The sequence below is a fragment of the Candidatus Palauibacter polyketidifaciens genome (assembly GCF_947581785.1).
Taxonomy (GTDB): domain Bacteria; phylum Gemmatimonadota; class Gemmatimonadetes; order Palauibacterales; family Palauibacteraceae; genus Palauibacter; species Palauibacter polyketidifaciens.
In genome coordinates, this window is sequence record NZ_CANPVO010000023.1 from 43,002 (window position 1) to 62,433 (window position 19,432).

General features: G+C 69.9%; 15 protein-coding genes. 3 read left to right on the forward strand and 12 right to left on the reverse strand.

What is annotated here, in order from left to right:
• Positions 1-7 precede the first annotated feature (7 nt).
• The 12 genes from RN729_RS07405 to RN729_RS07460 all read right to left on the reverse strand — a co-directional run bounded on the left by RN729_RS07405 (position 8) and on the right by RN729_RS07460 (position 15,679).
• Positions 8-1,213: an amidohydrolase family protein gene (locus RN729_RS07405; RefSeq protein ID WP_310783241.1), complete on the reverse strand. Its 1,206-nt coding sequence runs from the start codon at positions 1,211-1,213 to the stop codon at positions 8-10.
• Complete coding sequence (locus RN729_RS07410) at positions 1,210-3,021, reverse strand: gamma-glutamyltransferase (RefSeq protein WP_310783243.1); 1,812 nt, start codon at positions 3,019-3,021, stop codon at positions 1,210-1,212. Before RN729_RS07410 ends, RN729_RS07405 begins: the two co-directional genes overlap by 4 nt.
• On the reverse strand, positions 3,018-5,138 hold the full coding sequence (locus RN729_RS07415) for a S9 family peptidase (RefSeq protein ID WP_310783245.1): 2,121 nt from the start codon (positions 5,136-5,138) through the stop codon (positions 3,018-3,020). The genes RN729_RS07410 and RN729_RS07415 overlap by 4 nt, the downstream gene beginning before the upstream one ends.
• Positions 5,139-5,167: 29 nt before the next feature.
• Entirely contained in the window at positions 5,168-7,072 is a 1,905-nt protein-coding gene (locus RN729_RS07420) for a PQQ-binding-like beta-propeller repeat protein (protein ID WP_310783247.1), read from the reverse strand.
• Positions 7,073-7,172: 100 nt separating this feature from the next.
• Positions 7,173-8,318: a serine hydrolase gene (locus tag RN729_RS07425; RefSeq protein ID WP_310783249.1), complete on the reverse strand. Its 1,146-nt coding sequence runs from the start codon at positions 8,316-8,318 to the stop codon at positions 7,173-7,175.
• Between the two features lie 28 nt (positions 8,319-8,346).
• Complete coding sequence (locus RN729_RS07430; RefSeq protein WP_310783251.1) at positions 8,347-9,141, reverse strand: sterol desaturase family protein; 795 nt, start codon at positions 9,139-9,141, stop codon at positions 8,347-8,349.
• A gap of 51 nt (positions 9,142-9,192) precedes the next feature.
• Positions 9,193-10,092: a DUF4249 domain-containing protein gene (locus RN729_RS07435; protein WP_310783253.1), complete on the reverse strand. Its 900-nt coding sequence runs from the start codon at positions 10,090-10,092 to the stop codon at positions 9,193-9,195.
• Positions 10,080-12,428 (reverse strand): TonB-dependent receptor, encoded by a 2,349-nt coding sequence (locus tag RN729_RS07440; RefSeq protein WP_310783256.1) that lies wholly within the window; start codon positions 12,426-12,428, stop codon positions 10,080-10,082. The genes RN729_RS07435 and RN729_RS07440 overlap by 13 nt, the downstream gene beginning before the upstream one ends.
• An 88-nt stretch (positions 12,429-12,516) precedes the next feature.
• The gene (locus RN729_RS07445; RefSeq protein ID WP_310783258.1) at positions 12,517-13,245 is read right to left on the reverse strand and encodes a DUF5715 family protein; all 729 of its coding nucleotides are present in this window, start codon (positions 13,243-13,245) and stop codon (positions 12,517-12,519) included.
• Between the two features lie 91 nt (positions 13,246-13,336).
• Positions 13,337-14,272, reverse strand: a complete 936-nt coding sequence (locus tag RN729_RS07450; RefSeq protein WP_310783260.1) for a biotin-dependent carboxyltransferase family protein — start codon at positions 14,270-14,272, stop codon at positions 13,337-13,339.
• The gene (locus RN729_RS07455) at positions 14,269-14,940 is read right to left on the reverse strand and encodes an allophanate hydrolase subunit 1 (RefSeq protein WP_310783261.1); all 672 of its coding nucleotides are present in this window, start codon (positions 14,938-14,940) and stop codon (positions 14,269-14,271) included. Before RN729_RS07455 ends, RN729_RS07450 begins: the two co-directional genes overlap by 4 nt.
• Positions 14,941-14,947: 7 nt before the next feature.
• Positions 14,948-15,679 carry a 5-oxoprolinase subunit PxpA gene (locus tag RN729_RS07460; RefSeq protein WP_310783262.1) on the reverse strand — a complete coding sequence of 244 codons (732 nt, stop codon included), beginning with the start codon at positions 15,677-15,679 and terminating at the stop codon, positions 14,948-14,950.
• Positions 15,680-15,860: 181 nt separating this feature from the next.
• On the opposite strand from RN729_RS07460, the gene RN729_RS07465 reads away from it, so the two are divergent.
• From RN729_RS07465 to RN729_RS07475, 3 genes are read left to right on the forward strand one after another with little or no spacing between them, the layout of a single operon-like run.
• A complete protein-coding gene (locus RN729_RS07465; protein WP_310783263.1) occupies positions 15,861-17,057 on the forward strand; it encodes a dipeptidase in 1,197 nt (398 codons plus the stop codon).
• 32 nt (positions 17,058-17,089) lie between these two features.
• A complete protein-coding gene (locus tag RN729_RS07470) occupies positions 17,090-18,265 on the forward strand; it encodes a fumarylacetoacetate hydrolase family protein (protein WP_310783265.1) in 1,176 nt (391 codons plus the stop codon).
• Positions 18,262-19,407, forward strand: coding sequence for a fumarylacetoacetate hydrolase family protein (locus tag RN729_RS07475; RefSeq protein ID WP_310783266.1), 1,146 nt, complete (start codon positions 18,262-18,264; stop codon positions 19,405-19,407). The genes RN729_RS07470 and RN729_RS07475 overlap by 4 nt, the downstream gene beginning before the upstream one ends.
• Positions 19,408-19,432: the final 25 nt, after the last annotated feature.

Sequence of the window (19,432 nt, forward strand, 5' to 3'; positions counted from 1 at the left end):
ATCGAGCTCAGCTTCCGTTACGGCCAGTGAGTCGGCGCTCTTCCCAGGCGCGGACGCGGGGGATCGCGGCGTCGAAGATGCGCTCGTAGTTGAGCCGTTCGACCTGAGCCCGGACCGCGGGGTCGAGGCGCTGCCACAGCGGCGCATACACCGCATGGTTACGCACATAGGCGTCCCAGTCGGTGGGCGCGACGGCGTCGGTGCCGAAGAGGAACCGCGTCGGGTGGCGTTCGATGAGCGCGGTCCAGGCCTTGAGGCTCGCCTCGTCGCGCACGACGTACTTCGCCACCTCGTCCCACGAGATGTCGAGAGCGATGTGGTCGTAGAGGGGGTCGGCGAGCATGCGGTCGAGCCCGGCGACATGCCCCTCAGCGGGGGCGATGAAGCGGCCGAGGCCGGTGTGCGCCCAGATGATCGTCGCGTCCGGGTGGTCGGCGAACAGCTCCAGCAACTCGGCGGCGAAGTCCGGCGGATCGCCCGGGCGAACGTTGTCGATGTCGCAGTGGAGGATGACGACGAGCCCGATCTCCGCGGCGGTGTCGAGGATGCGGTCCAGGGCGGGGTTGCGGAGGCTCGCCGCGTGGCCGGACACCTTCGACGACACGAACTCCTTGTGGATGCTGAACTCGCCGATGCCCGCGAACACGCCGGGGAAGGTGAGCAGGACGCGCTCGATGTGGTCCGCGGAGTACATGTCCGTCGGATTGAAGCCCGTGATCATCGGATCGACCCGGCCGCGCTCCGCCTCGGGCAGCGACAGGTACTCGCGGGCGATGACCGCGTCCACGAACGAGTAGTAGTACAGGTCCGCGTTCGACCGCAGGTAGTAGTCCGGTGCCCGGTCTCCCGACAGGAAGTAGTCCCACTTCTGCTGCAGCGGGATGCCGAACATGGCCACGCGTCCCACCCGCCCGTCCGTCATCTCCAAGAACTCCCGCGCCGCCGGGCCGCGCTGGACGTAGTTCAGGAGATGAAAGTGGGAATCGTTGAAGAGCACCGTCCCGGACGCCGTTTCCGCGGTCGTCGCCGCCATCGGGGCGCCCGTTTCGACGAAAGGCGTCGCGGGCGCGACGGGAGAGGGGGTGGCGGGCGCAGCGGACGGCGATGCGATCGCCGCCGACGGCATCGCTTCCGGACCGCGGCCCGTCGCGCAGGCGGCGAAGAGCGCCATCGCCAATACACCCGCCGCGGGGATCCGCCGGCGCGGTGTCACCAGGCTACCGCGGCGCTGTTGTTGCGGTTGTGGGATGCGGCGCGCAGCGCCCCCGTGTCGGGATCGCGCTGGATCGCGACCCACAACCCTTCGCCGCCGAAGCGGGCCTCCAGGGGGTAGATCTCCTCGTACGCGTACCCGGTCCCGTCGAGAACCTCCGGCGGGAACCTCCCGCCCGGCACACGGAACGTGAGGGCTCCGGTCGACGGGTCCGAGTTCGGCATGAAGAAATCGGGCGTATCGATCGCCTCGTCCACCGTCATCCTGAAGCGCATAAAATTCAGCAACCCCTGGAAGGTCCGGTGGTGGAGGCCGGATCCCATCGAGGCGAAGCCGAGCACGGGCCGCCCGTCGCGGAACAGGATTCCCGTCTGAGTGGGCGCCGGCAGCCGCGACCCCGGTTCGAGCCGGGCGATCTGCGCCTGCTGGAAGGAGGCGGGGTCGCCGATCGTGATCCCGTCCACGACGATCGCCGTCTTGCCCCACAGGACCGCGTTGATGCTGTGCGTGATCGCGGCGATGTTGCCTTCGCCGTCGATGGCAACCACGTCATCGGAGTGGCCGGGGCCGCGCGGCACCCAGGTGCCGAACGGCAGCCCGGCCTGCATGACGTTCCAGAGCCGGTCAGCGTGATCCGGCGTGACGCGCGCCTCCGGCGTGAACTCGCCGCCGACGATCGACGCGGCCACCTCTGGCGGTACGAAACCGAGCAGCGAGGCGCGGGTCACGTCGAGCGCGGTCCGCAGGGCCTCCGGCGATTCCGTCCAGTGGCCCGCGTCGAGCAGCCCGGAAGCCGCCGCGAGCCGCTGCGCCTCGATCATCGTCACGCCGCCACCGTTCGGGGGAGGGTTCGTGTACAGCTCCCAGCCCTCCCCAAGGTCCGCCACGAGCGGCTCGTCCCAGATGACCTTGTAGGCCGCGAGGTCCTCGACGGTCATCCGACCCCCGTCGGCCTGGATCGCGGCCGCCGCCTTCTCGGCCCACGGCCCGCCGTACATGTAGCCGGTCCCCTGCTCGGCCACCGCGCGCAGCGTCGCCGCCAGCGCGGGCTGGCGCAGGACGTCCCCCTCGACGTACGGAGAGCCATCCCCCCTCAGGAACGTCGCCTTCGTCTCCGGAAGTCGCGCGAGATCCGCGGCCCGCCCCTCCCAGTAGCCCTCCACCTTCTTCGAGATGGGGAAGCCCTGCTCGGCGACGTGGATCGAGGGCTTGAAGATCTCCGCCCACGGGAGCCGTCCGAAACGCTCATGCGCCGCCCCGACCCCCTTCATGAACCCACCCACGAGCGCCGTGCGCCCGCTGACCTCGGTCCCGTACATCCCGTCGGGAGACGACAGATCGATGCCGCCGGGGATGTTCGCGGGATCGTACTCGCCGAGCACCGTGTTCCACTCGGCGTTCATCGTGAAGACCCGGTCCGTGCCCGCGTCGTAGTAGACGAGCGACAGGATGCCGAAGTAGCTGATCGGCGCGCCCGCGGTGAGCGCGACCTGCATGAGCGAGGTCGTCATCGCGGCGTCGATCGCGTTCCCTCCTTGCTTCAGCGCCTCCAGTCCGGCGCGCGCCGCGAGCCCGTTGTAGGCGACGGTGACCGCTCCGTTCTCGCCGGTGGCGACGCCGGCCTCCGTCCGGTCCACGAGTTGCGCCTCCATGAACCGCTCGTAGTCGGCGGCCCAGCGCTCCGGCGAGAGATCCGGCTCCGCCTGGCACGCCGCCAGCACCAGGACGACGGCGAGGCGCGCGAACGGGCGGCCACGTACGGATCGGCCCGCCGAGCGGCGCGCGGAACGACTCGCGGCCGGGCTCATTGGTCGGACGTCGCGGACGGACGAAGCCACTGTTCCCACCATTCGAGTTGGACCCACATCCGGTGCACCATGCGCCACGGGGTCCATCCCCCGTGGTAGGAGTCGGGATAGCGCACGAACTTCGCGGGCACCTGCTGCTTCCGCAGCGCCACGTACATCTGCTCGGCCTCCTCGATCGGCACCCGGTGGTCCGATTCCCCGTGGACGAAGAGGGTCGGCGTCGTCACGCCCTTCGCGTGGATGATGGGGGAGGAACGCAGCAGGTTCTCCAGACCTCGCTCCTCCCACGGCGGCCCATAGAACTCGCTCTCCTTCGTGCGGGGGATGTCCGCGACGGCGTAGTCGCTGACCCAGTTGGAGATCGAAGCCCCGGCGATGGCGGCGGCGAAGCGATCCGTCTGCGTGATGACCCAGTTCGTGAGGTATCCCCCGTAGGAATACCCGGTCACGCCCATGCGCGCGGTGTCGATGTCGTACGTCTCGATCGCGTGGTCGACACCCGCCATCACGTCGTCGTAGTCGTTGAAGCCCCAGCCGCCCCAGGTCCCCCAGCGGAAGTCCTCGCCGTATCCGGTCGAGGCCCGCGGGTTGGTGAACAGGACCATGTAGCCCTGCGCCGCGAGGAGCTGCTGGTCGAACGAGAACGTGTTGCCGTAGGCGCCGTGCGGTCCGCCGTGCATCTGCAGGACCAGCGGGAATCCGCCCTGCCCGGCGGCGTACCCGCGCCCCGGCAGCATCCACCCTTCGACCTCCGTCCCATCCGGACTCCGGAACGAGAGCCGTTCCGGGCTCGACAGTGCGATCTCGGCGAGCAGGTCGCGATTCACCTCGCTCAGCCGCACCTCGTCATCCGCGTCCGCCCCCACGTCCGCGACCCAGACATCCCCCGGTTCCGTCGGCGCCGTGGCTCGGAACGCGACGCGCGAGAAATCCCCCGAGAAGGAGAAGCTCCCGAGCCGGCGGTCCCCCGCCGTCACCTGCTCGACCGCCCCCCCTCCCTCGGCGACGCGGAAGAGGTGCGTGTTGCCGCGAATCCCGGCGGAGAAGTAGACGTGCCCGCCGTCCGCGCTCACGGTGGGTCCGCCGGGGATGAGGTCCCACTCCGCAGTGAGGTTGCGGAGCCGCGTCCCGCTCTCCGCGTCGAATACGAACAGGTCGTTCGGCGCCCCGCGGTCGCGCGCCTCCGCGATGATGATGTCGAGGCCTTCGTTGCCCCGGACCACGAGCCGCGCGCCGTCGGCGGACCACGCGGGGGAGGAGTAGTTGTATCCGTCGTCCGTGAGCCGGTTCACGTCGCCATCGAGGTCGACGACCCAGAGATCCGACCGCTCGTACGAGTGTTCATCGCGCTGGTGCGCGTCCGCGGTGAACGCGAGCCGTCGGCCGTCGGGACTCCAGGCGAGCCCGGAGGCGTCGAAGCCGAGTTCCGTGAGCCGCCGCGCTTCTCCCCCCTCCGCCGACAGCAGGTAGACCTCGCGGGGAGGCGTCGCGTTCGGGTCGCGCGGATCCGGGAGATAGCCGCGCCGGTCGAAGCGGTAGTTCATCCAGTCGTACTCGCGTCCGTCGAAGCGCTCGACCGTGCGGCGCTCGAAGTCGGAGGCGTAGGACGGCTCCGGTGGCGGCCCGGGCGGCGTGGGCCGGGTGAAGGCGATCCAGCGGCCGTCCGGGCTGAAGACGGGAGAACCGCCGAGTCCCTCGAGTTGAAACGCCTCCCCCGCCGGCCGGTCCATGCGGAGGAACCACGTGCTCCCGGCGCCCGACCCGCCCGGGTCCGGCCGGTTCGACGTGAAGACGAGGTGGCGCCCATCCGGCGTCCAGCGGGGCGAGGAGGCGCTGAAGCTCGGGCTCGTCACCCGCGTGGCCTCCCCGGAGCCGTCGGCGTTCGCCAGCCGGATCTCGCTGTGGCGGCGGTTCTCCTCCTCGAGGACCGTCGTCACGACGTAGGCCACGCGCGAACCATCGGGCGAGAGGGCCGGGCTCCCCGCGTCCTTCAACCGGTAGTAGTCCGCGAGTTCGAGCGGCCGTCCCTCCTGCGAGGCGAGCGGGGCCGGTACGACGGCGCTGTGGACGCTGAAGGCCGCGACCGACGAGAACAGGGACGAGAAGCGAACGCGCATCGCGAGCCTCCTGGAGCGGATCCGGCTGCCTAGCGAGGCAGCCGGTAGGCGAGAAGAAGGTTTCCGGGCATTTGGCCGAAAAGATCGTATCCCGAGTTGACGAGGACGTAGCCGCGCGCGACGACGGGTCCGGGGCCGTCGAGGGCGCCGCCCCGGCCCGGCACGCCGTTTACGGTCTCGAACTCGCGCGCAGTGTCGATATCCCAGAGAACGGAGCCGTCCTCCGTCGAGAAGGCGCGCAGGTGGCCGTCCAGGCTCCCGGCAAGCACCGCCCCTTCGATCGCGGTGGGTGCCGCGGAGAAGAAGGGCATGCAACCCGCGCGGCCCGCGCACACGGACGGATCGGGGGGAGCGTGCCAGAGGACTTCTCCGCCGGCGAGTTCCAGGGCGTAGACGCCGGGGGTGGGCGGCTCCTCCGCGTTCATCTGCGTGGGGGCACCGGAACGCGGGTCCGAGATGATCGCGAACGGGTTGTCGACGTTCGGCACGTAGGCCCGACGTCCGTCGGACGTGAGACCCCAGTGGATGCCACCGAGCGAGCTCCCCCTCCCGACCCGGCGCGCCCACACGAGTTCGCCTTCCGAGTCGGGATCCAGGGCCCACACCATGCCGGATTTCTGCCCGGCGATGAGGAGCTGGGAGCCGTCCTCGGCGGTGACGATGATCGGAGCCATCCCGAAGTCGTGGTCCGGCCCCGTCGGCGCGGGACAGTTCTGGAAGCGGGGCGAAAGGCAGGACATGTTCCAGGCGTCGTCGGCGCGCCCCTGGAAGGTCCAGCGGCCCTCGCCCGTCTCCATGTCGAGCGCGGTGATCGCGTCGCTCCCGCCCGTCGTCGGCCGCGTGTAGTTCTCGCCGGTCCCGATGTAAAGGAGGCCTCGCGCGGCGTCGACCGTCGGGCTCGACCACACGGGCGCCCCGGAGGGCGCGAAGAGCCGGGTCCCGGCCTCGTTCTCTCCCGTGTGTCGCGGTTCCTCGGCCACGGTCCGGAACTCCCAGAGCGGTTCGCCCGTCTCCGCCGAGAAGGCGGCGACGCCTCCGCTGGATGTGCAGCACTCGTAGGTCGGGTCGCCGGCGCTGATGATCTCCATCGAGGAGAGGGGGACGAAGACGCGGCCCTCGTGGACGGTCGCGCTCCCCGTGACGACGTGATCCGGGTGGGTCCCGGCCGCGGCCCGCCAGTGGAGGGCGCCGGTCGTCGCGTCGATCGCGTACACGTTCGTGGCGAAGTCGGCGAAGAAGGCGGACTGCCCGCCGTCGGGGCCGTCGCCGATCGCGATCGCGCCGCGCACCGCCGCGTCGCCCGAGAACACCCAGTGCACGCAACCGCTCTCCAGGTCGATGGAATACACCTCGCCGTACGCCGAGCCGACGATGATCCGGTCGTCGATCACCGCCGGTTTCGAGCGCACCTCGCTCACGTCCGGGAAGCCGAAGGCCCAGGCGAGTTCGAGGTTCGGCAGGTCCGCAGCCGCGAATCCCGCGCGGGCCGCATCCGCGAAGCCCGTCTCGCCGCCGCCGCCGCCCCAGCCCGACCAGTGCACGACGCCCTCCGCCCGCGGCGAGCTCGCGCAGAAGGCGGAGGATGGGAGGCGGGTCTCGACCAGCGTCCGGCCGGTGAGCCACTCCGCCACGGCGCGGCGCTCGTCGGGTGTGAGATCCTCGCCGTGTCGGCGCATGCGGCCGCCCTCCAGCGAACTGAGGACCGCCCGGGGCGTCATCGCGCCGAGCGTGGTGAGGCCCGGGGCGCGCACCGTGCGCTGCCCGGAATGACACTCCGCGCACGAGGCGGCGTACACGCGCATGCCGGGACTGTCATCCATGAGGGGCGGATCGAGCAGCCCCCGCGCCGGCTCCTGGGCGACGGCCGGCCCGGCTCCGACAGTCAGAGCAATGCCGGCCAGTACGCCGGTGAAAGCAGCGGCAACAATGCGCATCGGGCGTTTCTCCGGAACGGGGTCGAGAGAACCCGTGGAACATAGGCCCTCACGTTCCGTTGCGGCACGGCGCGCCGGCGGCGGCGGTTGGGGCGAGCGGCTAGCGGCGGATGGGGCGCGCCGCCCCGATCACGCGGTGCACGATGAGATCGGCCACCGCGTCGGCCTGTATCCCATCGTGGTCGCCGGTGCCGCGCCAGTGGGTCTGGGCCACGACGACGAGTTGCCGATCCGGCACGACCCACACGAACTGGCCGCCGTAGCCCCACAGCACGAACGCGGACACGTCGCCGCCGCCCTGGCGGTCGCTCCACGTCTGATAGCCGTACCCCGCGTCGCGCAGGACGTAGCCGATCTCGCCCACCTCGACGAGCCGCCCGATCTGTGCCTCCACCCACATCCGGGACACGATCTGCCCAGAGCCGGAACGTCCGCCCTGCAGCAGGAGCTGGCCGACCTTCGCGGCGTCCCGGGGACGGAGCGCCAGCGCGGCGCCGCCCACGATCACGCTGTCCTGCATCACCGGCCAGCGCTTGTTCCCGATCCCGAGCGGGTCCAACAACTCCCGCTCGGCGAACTCGAGCGCACTGCCCTCGACGACGTTCTCCACGATCACCGTGAGCAGGTGCGACCCGCCGGTGTTGTAGATGAACCGCCCGCCCGGCGGGGCAACGATGGGCAGGTCGAGGACGTATCCGACGGGCCGGCCGGAACGGACCCACGGGCCGAAGTCCTCCTCGTCGGACCACTGCATGCCGCTCGTCATCGTGAGGAGATCGCGCACGCGGATGCCGCCATGCTCGGACCGCAGCGACGGATGCCCCAGCCGGTCCGTCATCAGATCCTCCGGATCCAGAAGTCCGCGGTCCGAGGCGAGGCCGACGAGCAGCGCCGTGACCGTCTTCGTGACGGACCGCATGTCGAAGGCCGAATCCCGGTGCATGCCGCCGAAGTACGCCTCCTCGACGAGCCGCCCGTTCCGGACCGCGACGAGGGCCCGGATGTTCGGCACGGCGCCCGCCGCGTCCTCGAATGCACTCCCCAGCAGCTCCGGATCGAATCCCTCCGCTTCGGGCGTCGACATCGCCCACGCTCGCGAAAGATCGATCGGCGCGGGCACCGGATCGGGTCCGGCCCCGGGATCCTCCGGAACCGCCGGCGCAACCGGGTCGCCGCACGCTGCCAGCGCCGCCAGCGCTCCGAGCGTCGCCGCCTGGAAGGCTTCGCCCGGGCAGGCGGCCCGCACCCTCCCACCTCGCCCTCGCGAGGCCTGCCTACTCGTGGCGCCTCCGCCGGAACGGCATTGAGAGCATCCCGCGCAGCGTCCCCCATTCCGAGCGGTCCACGTTCTCGAGCCCGAGGCGGATCTCGCGCGGCTCGCATCGGAGCCGGAAGCTCCCGAAGGCCCGGTCCCAGAACGAGAAGATGCTCGAGTAGTTCGAGTCGGTCTCGGGCTGGTAGTCGGAATGATGGACCCAGTGAATCCACGGGGTGACAATGAGCCAGCGCAGGCATCGGTCCACCCGGTCGGGCAATCGCACGTTGCTGTGGTGGAAGAGGATGATCGGGAGGAGGATCGCCTCGTAGACCAGGAGTTCGGCCACCGTCACCCCGAGGAGGGGAAGTACGGCGAGCCGCGCGATCGAGGAGAGCACGATCTCCCCCGTGTGGAAGCGGAGACCCGACGTGGCGTCCAGTTCCGCATCTGAGTGGTGGACCTGGTGGAAGCGCCACAGGAACCGGACCCGGTGGTTCAGCCGGTGCCACAGGTACTGCCACGCATCGAAGATCACGACCGCGAGCCCGATCCTCGCCCACACCGGGAGTTCGAGCAGGTGAAGGAGGCCGAAATCGCGTTCCCTTGCCGCTTCGGTCACGAACAGCGTGGCCGCGGCGAAGATGACGGCCGCCACCGCCGCGTTCCCCACGCCGAGGGCGAGGTTCCGCGCTCCGTGCCCCGCCCTCGCGCTCCGACCCTCGAACATTGGGAGGACGCCCTCGACCAGCCACAGGATGGCGAGCGCGATGGCGGCTCCCGTCGCTTTCAGAGTGGTGGGATCATCGAACACGGGAGCGAACATAGCCCGGCGGGCCGGATTCCGGCACCGGCCGGCGACCCTCTATCGCGCCGGCGCGACCCCCTCCGCGACGCTCACCTCGGCCGCGCCGAAGAAGCCGAACGCGAACCGGGACGGGCGGTCCAGATTCGTGACGTTCCCGCGCACGTTCGCGGGCGGGATCGAGAAGGGGTTCGCCGACCCCAGCGCGTTCTGCTCGAAGAGCGCGTAGTAGTAGTCGTAGCCCAGCCTCGAGAGCGAGATCTGGCGGACCTCCGCGTGCTCGCCGGTCCCGATGGCGACCTCATCGTTCGGCTGAAAGCCGATGACGTCCTGCCCGTCGTACAGTTCGTCCCTGCTCACGAGGTTGATCGCGTTTCCGGGGTCCGGCGGGATCTCGTTCACGCCCTCCACGAGTTGTTCCCACAGGTAGTAGTTCGGGACTCCGGCCGGGTCCGCGAAGTCGATCGCCGCCCGATAGCCTTCATCGTCGATGAAGAGCGACTCCTCCTCGAACACGAAGTACAGCGAGTCGATCGGGGCCACCTCGCGCAGCAGAGCCGACGCCTCGTACACATCTCCCGCGTACTCGAGGAAGAGCGTGTACGTCTCGCCGACGCGCGCGACGAGATGTTCCGTCCCGTACAGGCCCGGCTCGATCTCCGGGAACGGGTAGGCGCGGCCGGCCCCATCGACGACCGTGACGATGGCCCCCGTCGCGGGCGGGGTCGGCCGGCTGTCGAAGAAGCCCGCCGTCGTCGACAGCCGGATTCGCTGCCTCCCGGTCGGCGCCTCCTTGAGGCGCTCGATCCGTCCCTCCACGACGAGTCTCGGCACCGGGTCGGGAATGTCGACGTCCACGACCCGTTCGCAGCCCGCCGCCGCAACGCACCCCGCCAACGCGAGCAGGCGGCCCGCCGTCGTCACCCGATGCCCGCCGCCGCCGCGCATCAGAAGTTCCACCGGTAGCTGATGCTCGGCACCAAGCCGAACACGGCGGTCTCCACCGCCTCGGTGACCGTGCGCGAATCCCGGTTCTGGCGGAAGGCGATGGCCTGCGCGTTGAAGCGGTTGTACACGTTGAAGAGCCCGAACTGGAGTTCTCCCCGCCCCCACCTCCTGGTGGCCGACACGTCCAGACGATGATAGTCCGGAAGGCGCCTGGCGTTCCGCGGCCCGTACTCTCCCAGGATCAGGCCCGCGAACTGATACCGCGCGACGGGGTACGTCGTCGGCAGTCCCGTGGCGAAGACGAAGTTCGCTCCCAGACTCCAGTCCTCGCCGAATCTGTACAGTCCCGTGAGCGCAAAGTCGTGCGTTCGGTCGTAGGGGGATGGATACCAGTCTCCGCCGTTGACCCCGGGATCCGCCGCCGTGAGTCCGGGCGTCCGCTGATCCGAGCGGGCGAGGGTATAGCTCGCCCATCCGGTGAGGCGTCCGCGGGTCTTCCTCAGGAGAAATTCCGCCCCGTACCCGCGCCCCTCGCCCGGCAGGAGAAGCGTTTCGAGGCGCCGGCTGAAGTAGATGTCCGCGCCATCCACGTAGTCGATCAGATGGCGCGCCCGCTTGTAGTAAACCTCTCCCGAAAGCGCGTAGCGCCCCCCGGCGAGCGTGGTGACGTAGCCGAGCGCAAACTGGTCGGCGACGTGCGGTTTCACGTACGGCCCCACGGGATCCCACAGATCGAGCGGAGTGGGAGAGTTCGTGTTCGTCACCAACCGCAGGTACTGCCGCGTGCGGGAGTAGCTCGCCTTGAGCGACGAGGCGTCGCTGAGCCCGAAGCGCACTCCGAGCCGCGGTTCGATCCCCCCGTAGGAGACGATCGTCTCGCCGTTTCCGTACCGCGTGCTGTCCACGATGGCGCCGGGCTCGTACCGGCCCAGTGCCGGGCGATAGACGACGGGCGCGTCGTTCTCGTAGTCGTAGATCGTCGCGCCACCGCGCCGGATGAACCCGCTCGCCCGCAGCCCGTAGCGGAGCCCCAGGCGTCCGATCTCCGTTTCGTGTTCGATGTACGCCTCGGGAGCGAGGCCCTTCCGGGACTCGAACTCGGTCGCGATGACCGCGGAGCCCTCGCCGGGAGCGATGTTCGCGGGCTGGATCTCGTAGCTGCGGAGCCCCAGTCCGAACTCCAGCCGGTCCGACGGGCTCAGGTCCCATGACTCGTCGACGGTCACGCTGAAGTTGCGGATCCCCGCGTCGAGCGAGGCGGATTTGGCGTTGAAGCTGTTCTGTATGTGATACTCGTAGTCGCTGTAGGTCACGGTCACGTGGGAGAAGACCGGGCCGAACACGTGGTTCCAGCGCACCGTGCCCGTCGCGTTCCCCCACGCGGCGGAGGCCTGGGCCCCGATCCGCAGCCGGTCGCGGCCGAAGTAGCCGGAGAGCATGACCTGGCCGGTGGCGCCGTAGCGGGCGTTCGCCTTCGCGTTGAGGTCGTAGAAGTAGGCGGTGCTCTCCTGGATCGAGGGGTCGCTCGACAGGCCCAGGAAGAGGTCCGCGTAGGTGCGGCGGCCCGCGACGAGCCAGGATCCCCGCCCGTCGAGGAGCGGCCCCTGGAGGCTCAGGCGGCTGGACAGGAGGCCGATCGTCGCCGCTCCCTCGAACTCGCGCGAGTTGCCCTCGCGCTGGTGAATCTCCAGCACGGAAGAGAGCCGGCCGCCGTAACGGGCCGGGATCCCGCCCTTGTAGAGCGTGACGTCCCCCACCGCGTCCGAGTTGAAGGTCGAGAAGAGGCCGATGGCGTGGGCCGGATTGAAGACCTCGGAATCGTCGAGGCGAATCTGGTTCTCGTCGCCCGCGCCCCCGCGCACGTTGATCGCTGTCGTCGCGTCGTTCGCCGTGCTGACTCCGGGATAGAGGGTCAGCGTGCGGACCGGATCCGCCTCGCCAAGTACGAGCGGGAGTTCGGAAAGGGAGGGGATGTCGAGCCGGACGACGCTCATGTCCACGCTCGCCGGGTCGAGGTCCGGAGGTTCCCGGTCGGCCGTCACCCTGAGTTCCGACACGACGACGGGCCTGAGGGGGAGCGCGAAGTCCAGCGACGTCGTCTCGTTGAGATCCACGACCTCGCTCACGGTCTCGTAGCCGAGGCTGGAGACGCGGATCGAGTACCGCGCGGGGGGCAACTCGATCGAGTAGAAGCCGAACCGGTTGGTCCCGATGACGAGGTCACGCTCCACGATGTCGAGCCGGGCGGCCCGGATGACCTCGTCGTTCTCCGCGACCCGCACATAGCCCGAGAGGCGTACCGCTTCGGGTTCCTGTGCGTGCGTTCCGCCGGCGCCGACCGCCGCCACGGCCCCCGTGAGGGACAGAATCGTCAGCGCTGCTCTTATCTCGAAGCGGATGAGGTCCTCCGCCTGAAGCCGAGGTCCTCGGCGGGGTTCAGTCGGGAAGCGTCAGGACCTGGCCCGGATAGATCCGGCTCCCGTTCAGGTTGTTCGCGGATCGGAGGCGCGTCACGGTCGTCTCGTGTCGACGGGCGATCTCCCAGAGCGAATCGCCCGCCCTCACCCGGTACCGCCCCCCGCCGGCGACGTATTGCTGCCCGCTGGCACGCGTGATTCGCTCGACGTAGGCAGCGTACTGCTGCGGGAAGAGCGCCACGTGGTAGTGGGGCGGGCGGCGCTCCAGGGAAACCTCGAGCACCCCCGAGCCCTCGAGCTGGAGCAGTACGCGCTCGAGCCACCCGCGGCACTTCGGGCCGGGGACGCGCAGGTCGAGCGCCATGCCGGTGGGGTGTACGGAGCGCGGGGAGGCGTTTAGCGGCTGCCGGTTCATCGGGCGCGTCAGGCTCGTGACCACGAGTCGCTCGCCGCACGCACGCCGGTACTGCGACGCAAGCCGGGATATGAACAGCCTCACTTCGGGCCGCGCGTAGGGAAACGAGATTTCGTGAAGCTCAAAGTCCGCCGTTGCGGTCACGGGGACGAGATAGCCGGCGTCGACGAAGCGCTGCACCTGTTCGGGCGTCGCGATGTAGGTGAAGTCGTGCTGACGGGCGACACGGTTCTGGCGATCCAGCGAACTCGTGGACCCGCGCAGACTCTGTCCCGAGATCTCGCCCGGCACGGCCACGGCCAGAAGAAACGGCAAGGTTGCCCAGGTTTTCACGATGCCTCCGCCCCGCTGATCCACCCCACCTGAACTGCACCCGAACCTGAAACATAAGCAAACGGGGCGTCGCCGTTCAACTTTTTTCCGATCATGGAGCGTGGTGGATCCCGAAGAACCGTTCCCGCCGGGCGAGGGCGCGGCGGAGCGCATCGGTGTCGGCACGGGCGAAACGGATGGGCGTGCCCGGCCGCGCCTGCGCGAAGGCGTCGAGCGCGATCGGGTCCACCGAGCCGAGCTTCGCGTAGCCGCCGATCGTCGGGCGATCCCGCATGAAAACGAGCGGCAGACCGTCGCCCGTGACCTGCACGGTCCCGTCCACGAGAGGCGTCGAGTCGAGGACGCGCGGGCCCGAACCCAGGGCGGGGCCGACCAGTCGGCCGGCGGTTCTGTCGCTCGCCGGATCGACGGTCCATTCGGCGTCGAACACCCGCTCACGATCCGCGTTCGAGAACTCGGCCCACTCGTAGCCGATGATCAGCGGCAGCGTCAGCGAGGCCGTGTTGGGCGGAACGAGTTCGCGGGGCACCCGCCGCACCGGACACGCGCGTTGAGGTTCGGCCCACCGAAGGGGTTCGCCCGCGCGCAGGGGCCGGCCGAGCAGCCCCGGCCATCCGTCGCGCACGACGGCCGACGCGGAGCCGAACGCCGTGGGGACATCGAGTCCGCCGGGGAACGCGACGAAGGCGCGCATGCCGGTCGCGCTGTAGCCGAGCCGGAGCACCTGGCCCGGTCGCGCCCGGACGGTGCGCCAGGCGCCCGTTTCGACGCCATCGAGCGTGGCGGCGCAGTCCGCCCCCGTCAGCGCCACGGCCGTCTCGACGGCGAAGCGCAGGGCGAAGCCGCCCAGGGTGATCTCGAGCGCGGCGGCCGCCGGCTCGTTGCCGAGGAGCCGGTTGGCCCAGAGGTACGCGCGCTGGTCCATGGCGCCCCCGGGAGCGAGTCCGGCCCGGCGGCCGGTCCGGCGGCCCAGATCCTGGATCGTGCAGAACGGGCCGGGACGGTCCACGACGCCGTGCGGGCTCATCCGCCCGCGGCCTCGTACTCGTCCCGGTCGATCGGGCGGAACTCGACCGAGCCTCCGGGTCGAAAGCGCGCGATCCGCTCGGCGGCATCCGCAAAGAACGCCTCGGGAACGCGGCCGATCAGACGCCAGCCCCCCGGCCCCGCCGCCGGATAGATGCCGGTGCGCCGGTCCGCGATCCCGACGGATCCCGTTTCGACCCGCGGACGGGGCGTCGTGAGGCGCGGCATCGCGATCCGCGCGTCCACGTCACCCATGTATGCGAACCCCGGTGCGAACCCGGTCGCGAGCACGGCGTACGTCGTGCCGCTGTGGAGCCGCGCCACCTCCGCTACGCCCACGCCCGCGTTCGCCGCCACGGCCTCGAGGTCGGGCGCGAGTTCCGGGTCATAGCACACAGGCAGCGACACGGGGTCGCCCGCGTCGATCCCGGGCGCCTCCGCGAGACATGCTTCAGCACCCGCGGCCAGCCTGGACTCGACATCCGTCGCGTTCCAGCTGTGGGGCGAGCCCTCGACGAGGAGCCGGTTGAAGGCCGGAATCGTCGTGCGAAGATCCGGCAGCGCCTCGCGCGCGAAGCGTTCGAGATCGAGGACCCGGGCGATCGCATCCCGGTCGGGCGCCACCGGAAGCGTGACCAGGGCGCTCACCGGCCCCGGGAAGGTGATCACCGGCGATCTACTTCTTCCGCGGCACGAGTTCGCGGATGCGGCGGAGCACCGCCGTCGCGGAGGGGTTGTCGCCGTGAACGCAGAGCGTCTCCGCCTCGACTGGAAGAGGACCCTCGGGCGTCTCCACGAATCCGTCGAGGAGATTCGCCACGTGGCCGGCGACGGCATCCGCGTCGGAGAGGACGGCCCCGTCGATCCCGCGCGCCTGGAGACGCCCGTCCGGCGCGTAGGCCCGATCGGCGAAGGCCTCGAATGCCAGCCTCAGCTCCGTGTGCTCCAACATCGCCTGGTGCCGCCGGCGCTCCGGCGTCGCCTGCAGGACGAAAGCGAGCGACGGGTCCAGGGCGGCCACGCCTTCCGCCAGCCGCGTGAGAAGCCGGTCATCCTTCATCATGGCGAGGTACAGCGCTCCGTGGGGCTTCACGTGCCGAAGCCGGACGCCCATCGCCGACGCGACGCCCTGCAGCGCCCCGATCTGCGCCTGTATCTCAAGCACCATCGAGTCGAGCGGCCAGTCCAACCGCAGGCGCCCGAAGTTCCGTCGGTCGGGATAGCCCGGGTGCGCCCCCGCCTGCACGCCGTGCGCGGCCGCCAGCTCGAGCGTCCGAGCCATCGTATCGGGATCCCCGGCATGGCCGCCGCAGGCGATGTTGGCCTGGTCGATCAGCGGCATCACCGCTTCGTCGGCCCCCTTCTCCCAGGGCCCGTAGCTCTCTCCCATGTCGCAGTTGATCAGCATACGGGAAGATACCCATGCCGGAAGGGCGCCCGCACCTGTCTCCCGCCACGACTCTCGCCACGGCCGCCCGGGACGCGGCACGGCTGGCGGCGCGCCGTCCGCCAAGCGAGAATCCATTGAGGGCCATATTGGCTACCGCGCCATATTGGCTACCGCGTTTGTCAACGGGAGCCCGTGCAATATGAAGCGACGACTCACCCGGACCATGGCGCTGGCGGTTCTGTCCGCGCTCGTTCTTGGACTCGCGGCCTCGGATGCGCGCGCGCAGGACGAACATCTCGAGATCGCGAAACGCGTGCTGTCGAGCGTCCCGCTGTTCGACGGGCACAACGATCTCCCCTGGGCGATCCGGAACGCGGACGCGCCCCGCGATGTCCGCGCCTACGACATCTCGCGCCCCACGCCGGGGCACACCGATCTCGCCCGCCTTCGGGCCGGCGGCGTCGGGGCCCAGTTCTGGTCCGTCTACGTCCCGGCCTCGGTCATGGGGGAGGGCGGCGGCGCGCGCATGCAGCTGGAGCAGATCGACATCGCGCTCCAGATCATCTCCGATCACCGCGAGGATCTGGGGCTCGCGTATACCGCCGCCGAGGTGATGGACCAGTTCCACCGCGGCAAGGTCGCCTCGATGCTCGGCATGGAGGGAGGCCACGCGATCGAGAACTCGCTCGGCGCCCTGCGTGCTTTCTATGCGCTCGGCGTCCGGTACATGACGCTCACGCACAGCGCCAACCTCCCGTGGGCCGACTCCTGCTGCGCGCTGCCCGAACTCGGAGGGCTCTCGCCGTTCGGCCGGGAAGTCGTACGCGAGATGAACTGGCTGGGCATGCTGGTCGACATCTCCCACGTGTCGCCGGGGAGCATGCACGATGCGCTCGACGTGGCCGAGGCGCCGGTCATCTTCTCGCATTCCTCCGCCAGGGCGGTGACGGACCACCCCCGCAACGTCCCGGACGATGTGTTGCGGCGGCTGCCGGAGAACGGCGGCGTGGTCATGGTCACGTTCGTCGAGTCCTTCGTGAACCAGGACGTCGCGACCTACGTCGGCCCATCGGAGGGACGCCCGCGCGCCACGATGGCCGACGTCGTGGCGCATATCGAGCACATCCGCGACGTGGCGGGGATCGACCACGTCGCGATCGGGGGCGACTACGACGGAATCGACCGGGGGCCGGTCGGACTGGAGGACGTGTCGACCTACCCCGCCCTGTTCGCCGAACTCTCCCGCCGCGGGTGGACCGAATCCGAACTTCGGGCCCTCGCGGCCGACAACCTGCTTCGCGTCATGAGGGCCACCGAAGCGACCGCGCGCCGGCTCCAGGCCGAACGCGGTCCTTCCATGGCCACGATCGAGGAACTGGACGGGCTGGTGCCTTGAGGCCGGCTGTCCCCAACCGAGAGGAAAGACCCATGAGAACAGCGCTGCTCAGACGGACCCCGACCGCACGGGCCCTTCCGCTTGGAATGATCGCGGTCCTCTTCTCCGCGGCCTCCCTCGCCGCCCAGGACGTGGCGGGCATCGTACTCGTGGAACCGTTCAAGGTGGGGACGTTCGCGATCAGAGACGTTCCGCGCGTCGGGCTCGTGCTGCGTGACGCCTTCATCGTCGACATCGAACTGGCGAACGAAGTGCTCGAGCGGAACCGCGCATATCCGAGAGTGCCGGCGCCGACGGACATGCTCGACCTCATCGGCCGCTACGAGTACGGACTCCAGCGGCGCCTGTACGAGATCGTCAACGAGACCGTGGCCTATCAGCGGCTCTCCGGTCCCACTCGCGCGGACTACGTCTACGACGTCGACGAGGTCCGGATCCTCCCGCCCATCATGTACCCGGGCAAGATCCTGAACGCGGCGAGCAACTTCTACAGCCGCGTCGCCGCGGACGCGGCCGAAGGAGAGAGGGAGGACGCGGTCCGCGAGCGCCGTGAGAACCGCGGCGTGCCCTATCTCTACCTCAAGCCGTCGCGCGGCGCGGTGGTCGGGACCAGCGACCGGATCGTGATTCCCCACGGCCGGAGCCAGACCGACTGGGAGGTGGAACTGGGGGTGATCATGGGGCGGGCGGCAAAGTACGTCGCCTCCGAGGATGCGCAGGCGACCGTATTCGGGTACACGGTGACGATCGACGTGTCCGACCGCGGCGGGCGTCCCCCGGGCGGCAACCCGACGGCTTCGGACTGGCTGGTCGAGAAGGGGCACGACACGTTCGCGCCGATGGGACCGTGGATCGTCCCGAAGGAGTTCTACGGCGACCCGATGGAGCAGCTGCGTCAGACGCTGGACGTCGGCGGAGAGCGCATGCAGGAAGCGACGGCGGTAGACATGATCCACTCGCTGTGGGAGTTGATCGAGTACGCTTCCTCGATCCTGACGCTGTTCCCGGGCGACGTGATCAACCTCGGCACGTCCGGCGGCGTCGGCATGGGCGAGGCGCGATTCCTTCAGCCCGGCGACGTCGTCACGGCAACGATCGACGGGATCGGCACGATCGAACTTCCCGTGGTCGAGGGGCCGGAGCCTCTCGGAGAAACCGGCGTCCGGCTGCCGCCCGTGAGCACCTACAGGCGGGATCCCGGCTCATGAGGACCCTCGTGGCGGCCGCGGCCCTGGCGTTCGCCGCTCCCCTGTCCGCCCAGGGAGGGCCGGAGATCGAGATCGCGGAGCCCTTCAAGGTGGGGACGTTCGAGGTCGATGGCGTTCCGCGCGTCGCCCTCGTGCTGCGCGACGCCCTCATCGTCGACATCGGGGAGGCGAACCGGGACCTCGAGCGAAACCCCGTTTATCCGCCCGTCCCGCCGCCGGCCGACATGATCGACCTCATCGGCCGCTACGAGTACGGGGTGCGGCTCCGGCTGTACGAAATCGTCAACGACCTCGTGGCCCGGAGCGGACTTTCCGGGAGCGGTCGCGCCGACTTCGTCCACGACCTCGAGGACGTGCGCGTCCTTCCGCCGATCATGTACCCCGGAAAGATCCTGAACGCGGCGGTGAACTTCTACAGCCACGTCAACGAGGCGGGCAGCGAGGAGGAGCGACGCGAAGCCCGCCGACAGCGTCGCGAGAACCGCGGCGTGCCCTATCTCTTCCTCAAGCCGACGCGCGGCGCGGTGATCGGGGCCGACGACCGGATCGTGATCCCCTTCGGCCGGGACCGCACCGACTGGGAGGTGGAACTCGGCGCCGTGATCGGGCGCAGCGCCAAGTATGTCGACGCCCGGGACGCCCAGGACCATGTGTTCGGGTACACGGTGACGATCGACGTCTCCGACCGGGGCGGGCGGCCGCCCGGCGGCAACCCCATGACGTCCGACTGGTTCGTCGGAAAAGGCCACGACACGTTCGCGCCCATGGGTCCGTGGATCGTCCCCAAGGAGTTCTACGGCGATCCGATGGAGAAGCTGCGCCAGACGCTGGACGTGGGCGAGGAGCGCATGCAGGAGGCGACCGCGGGAGACATGATTCACACGCTGTGGGAGCTGATCGAGTATGGGTCCTCCGTCGCGACGCTCTTCCCCGGCGACGTGATCAACAACGGCACGTCGGGCGGCGTCGGCATGGGCACGGCGGTTCGCGGGGAGACGCGATTCCTGCAGCCCGGCGAGGTCGTCAGCGCCTCGATCGACGGCATCGGCACGCTGACGCTGGAGGTGGTGGCGGAGACGGAGCCGGCGGGCGGAACCGGCGCCCGGCTGCCGCCCGTCCGCAGCTATCGGGGCAACCGCTAAGCGCGGCCGGGCCGTCGGCAACTCC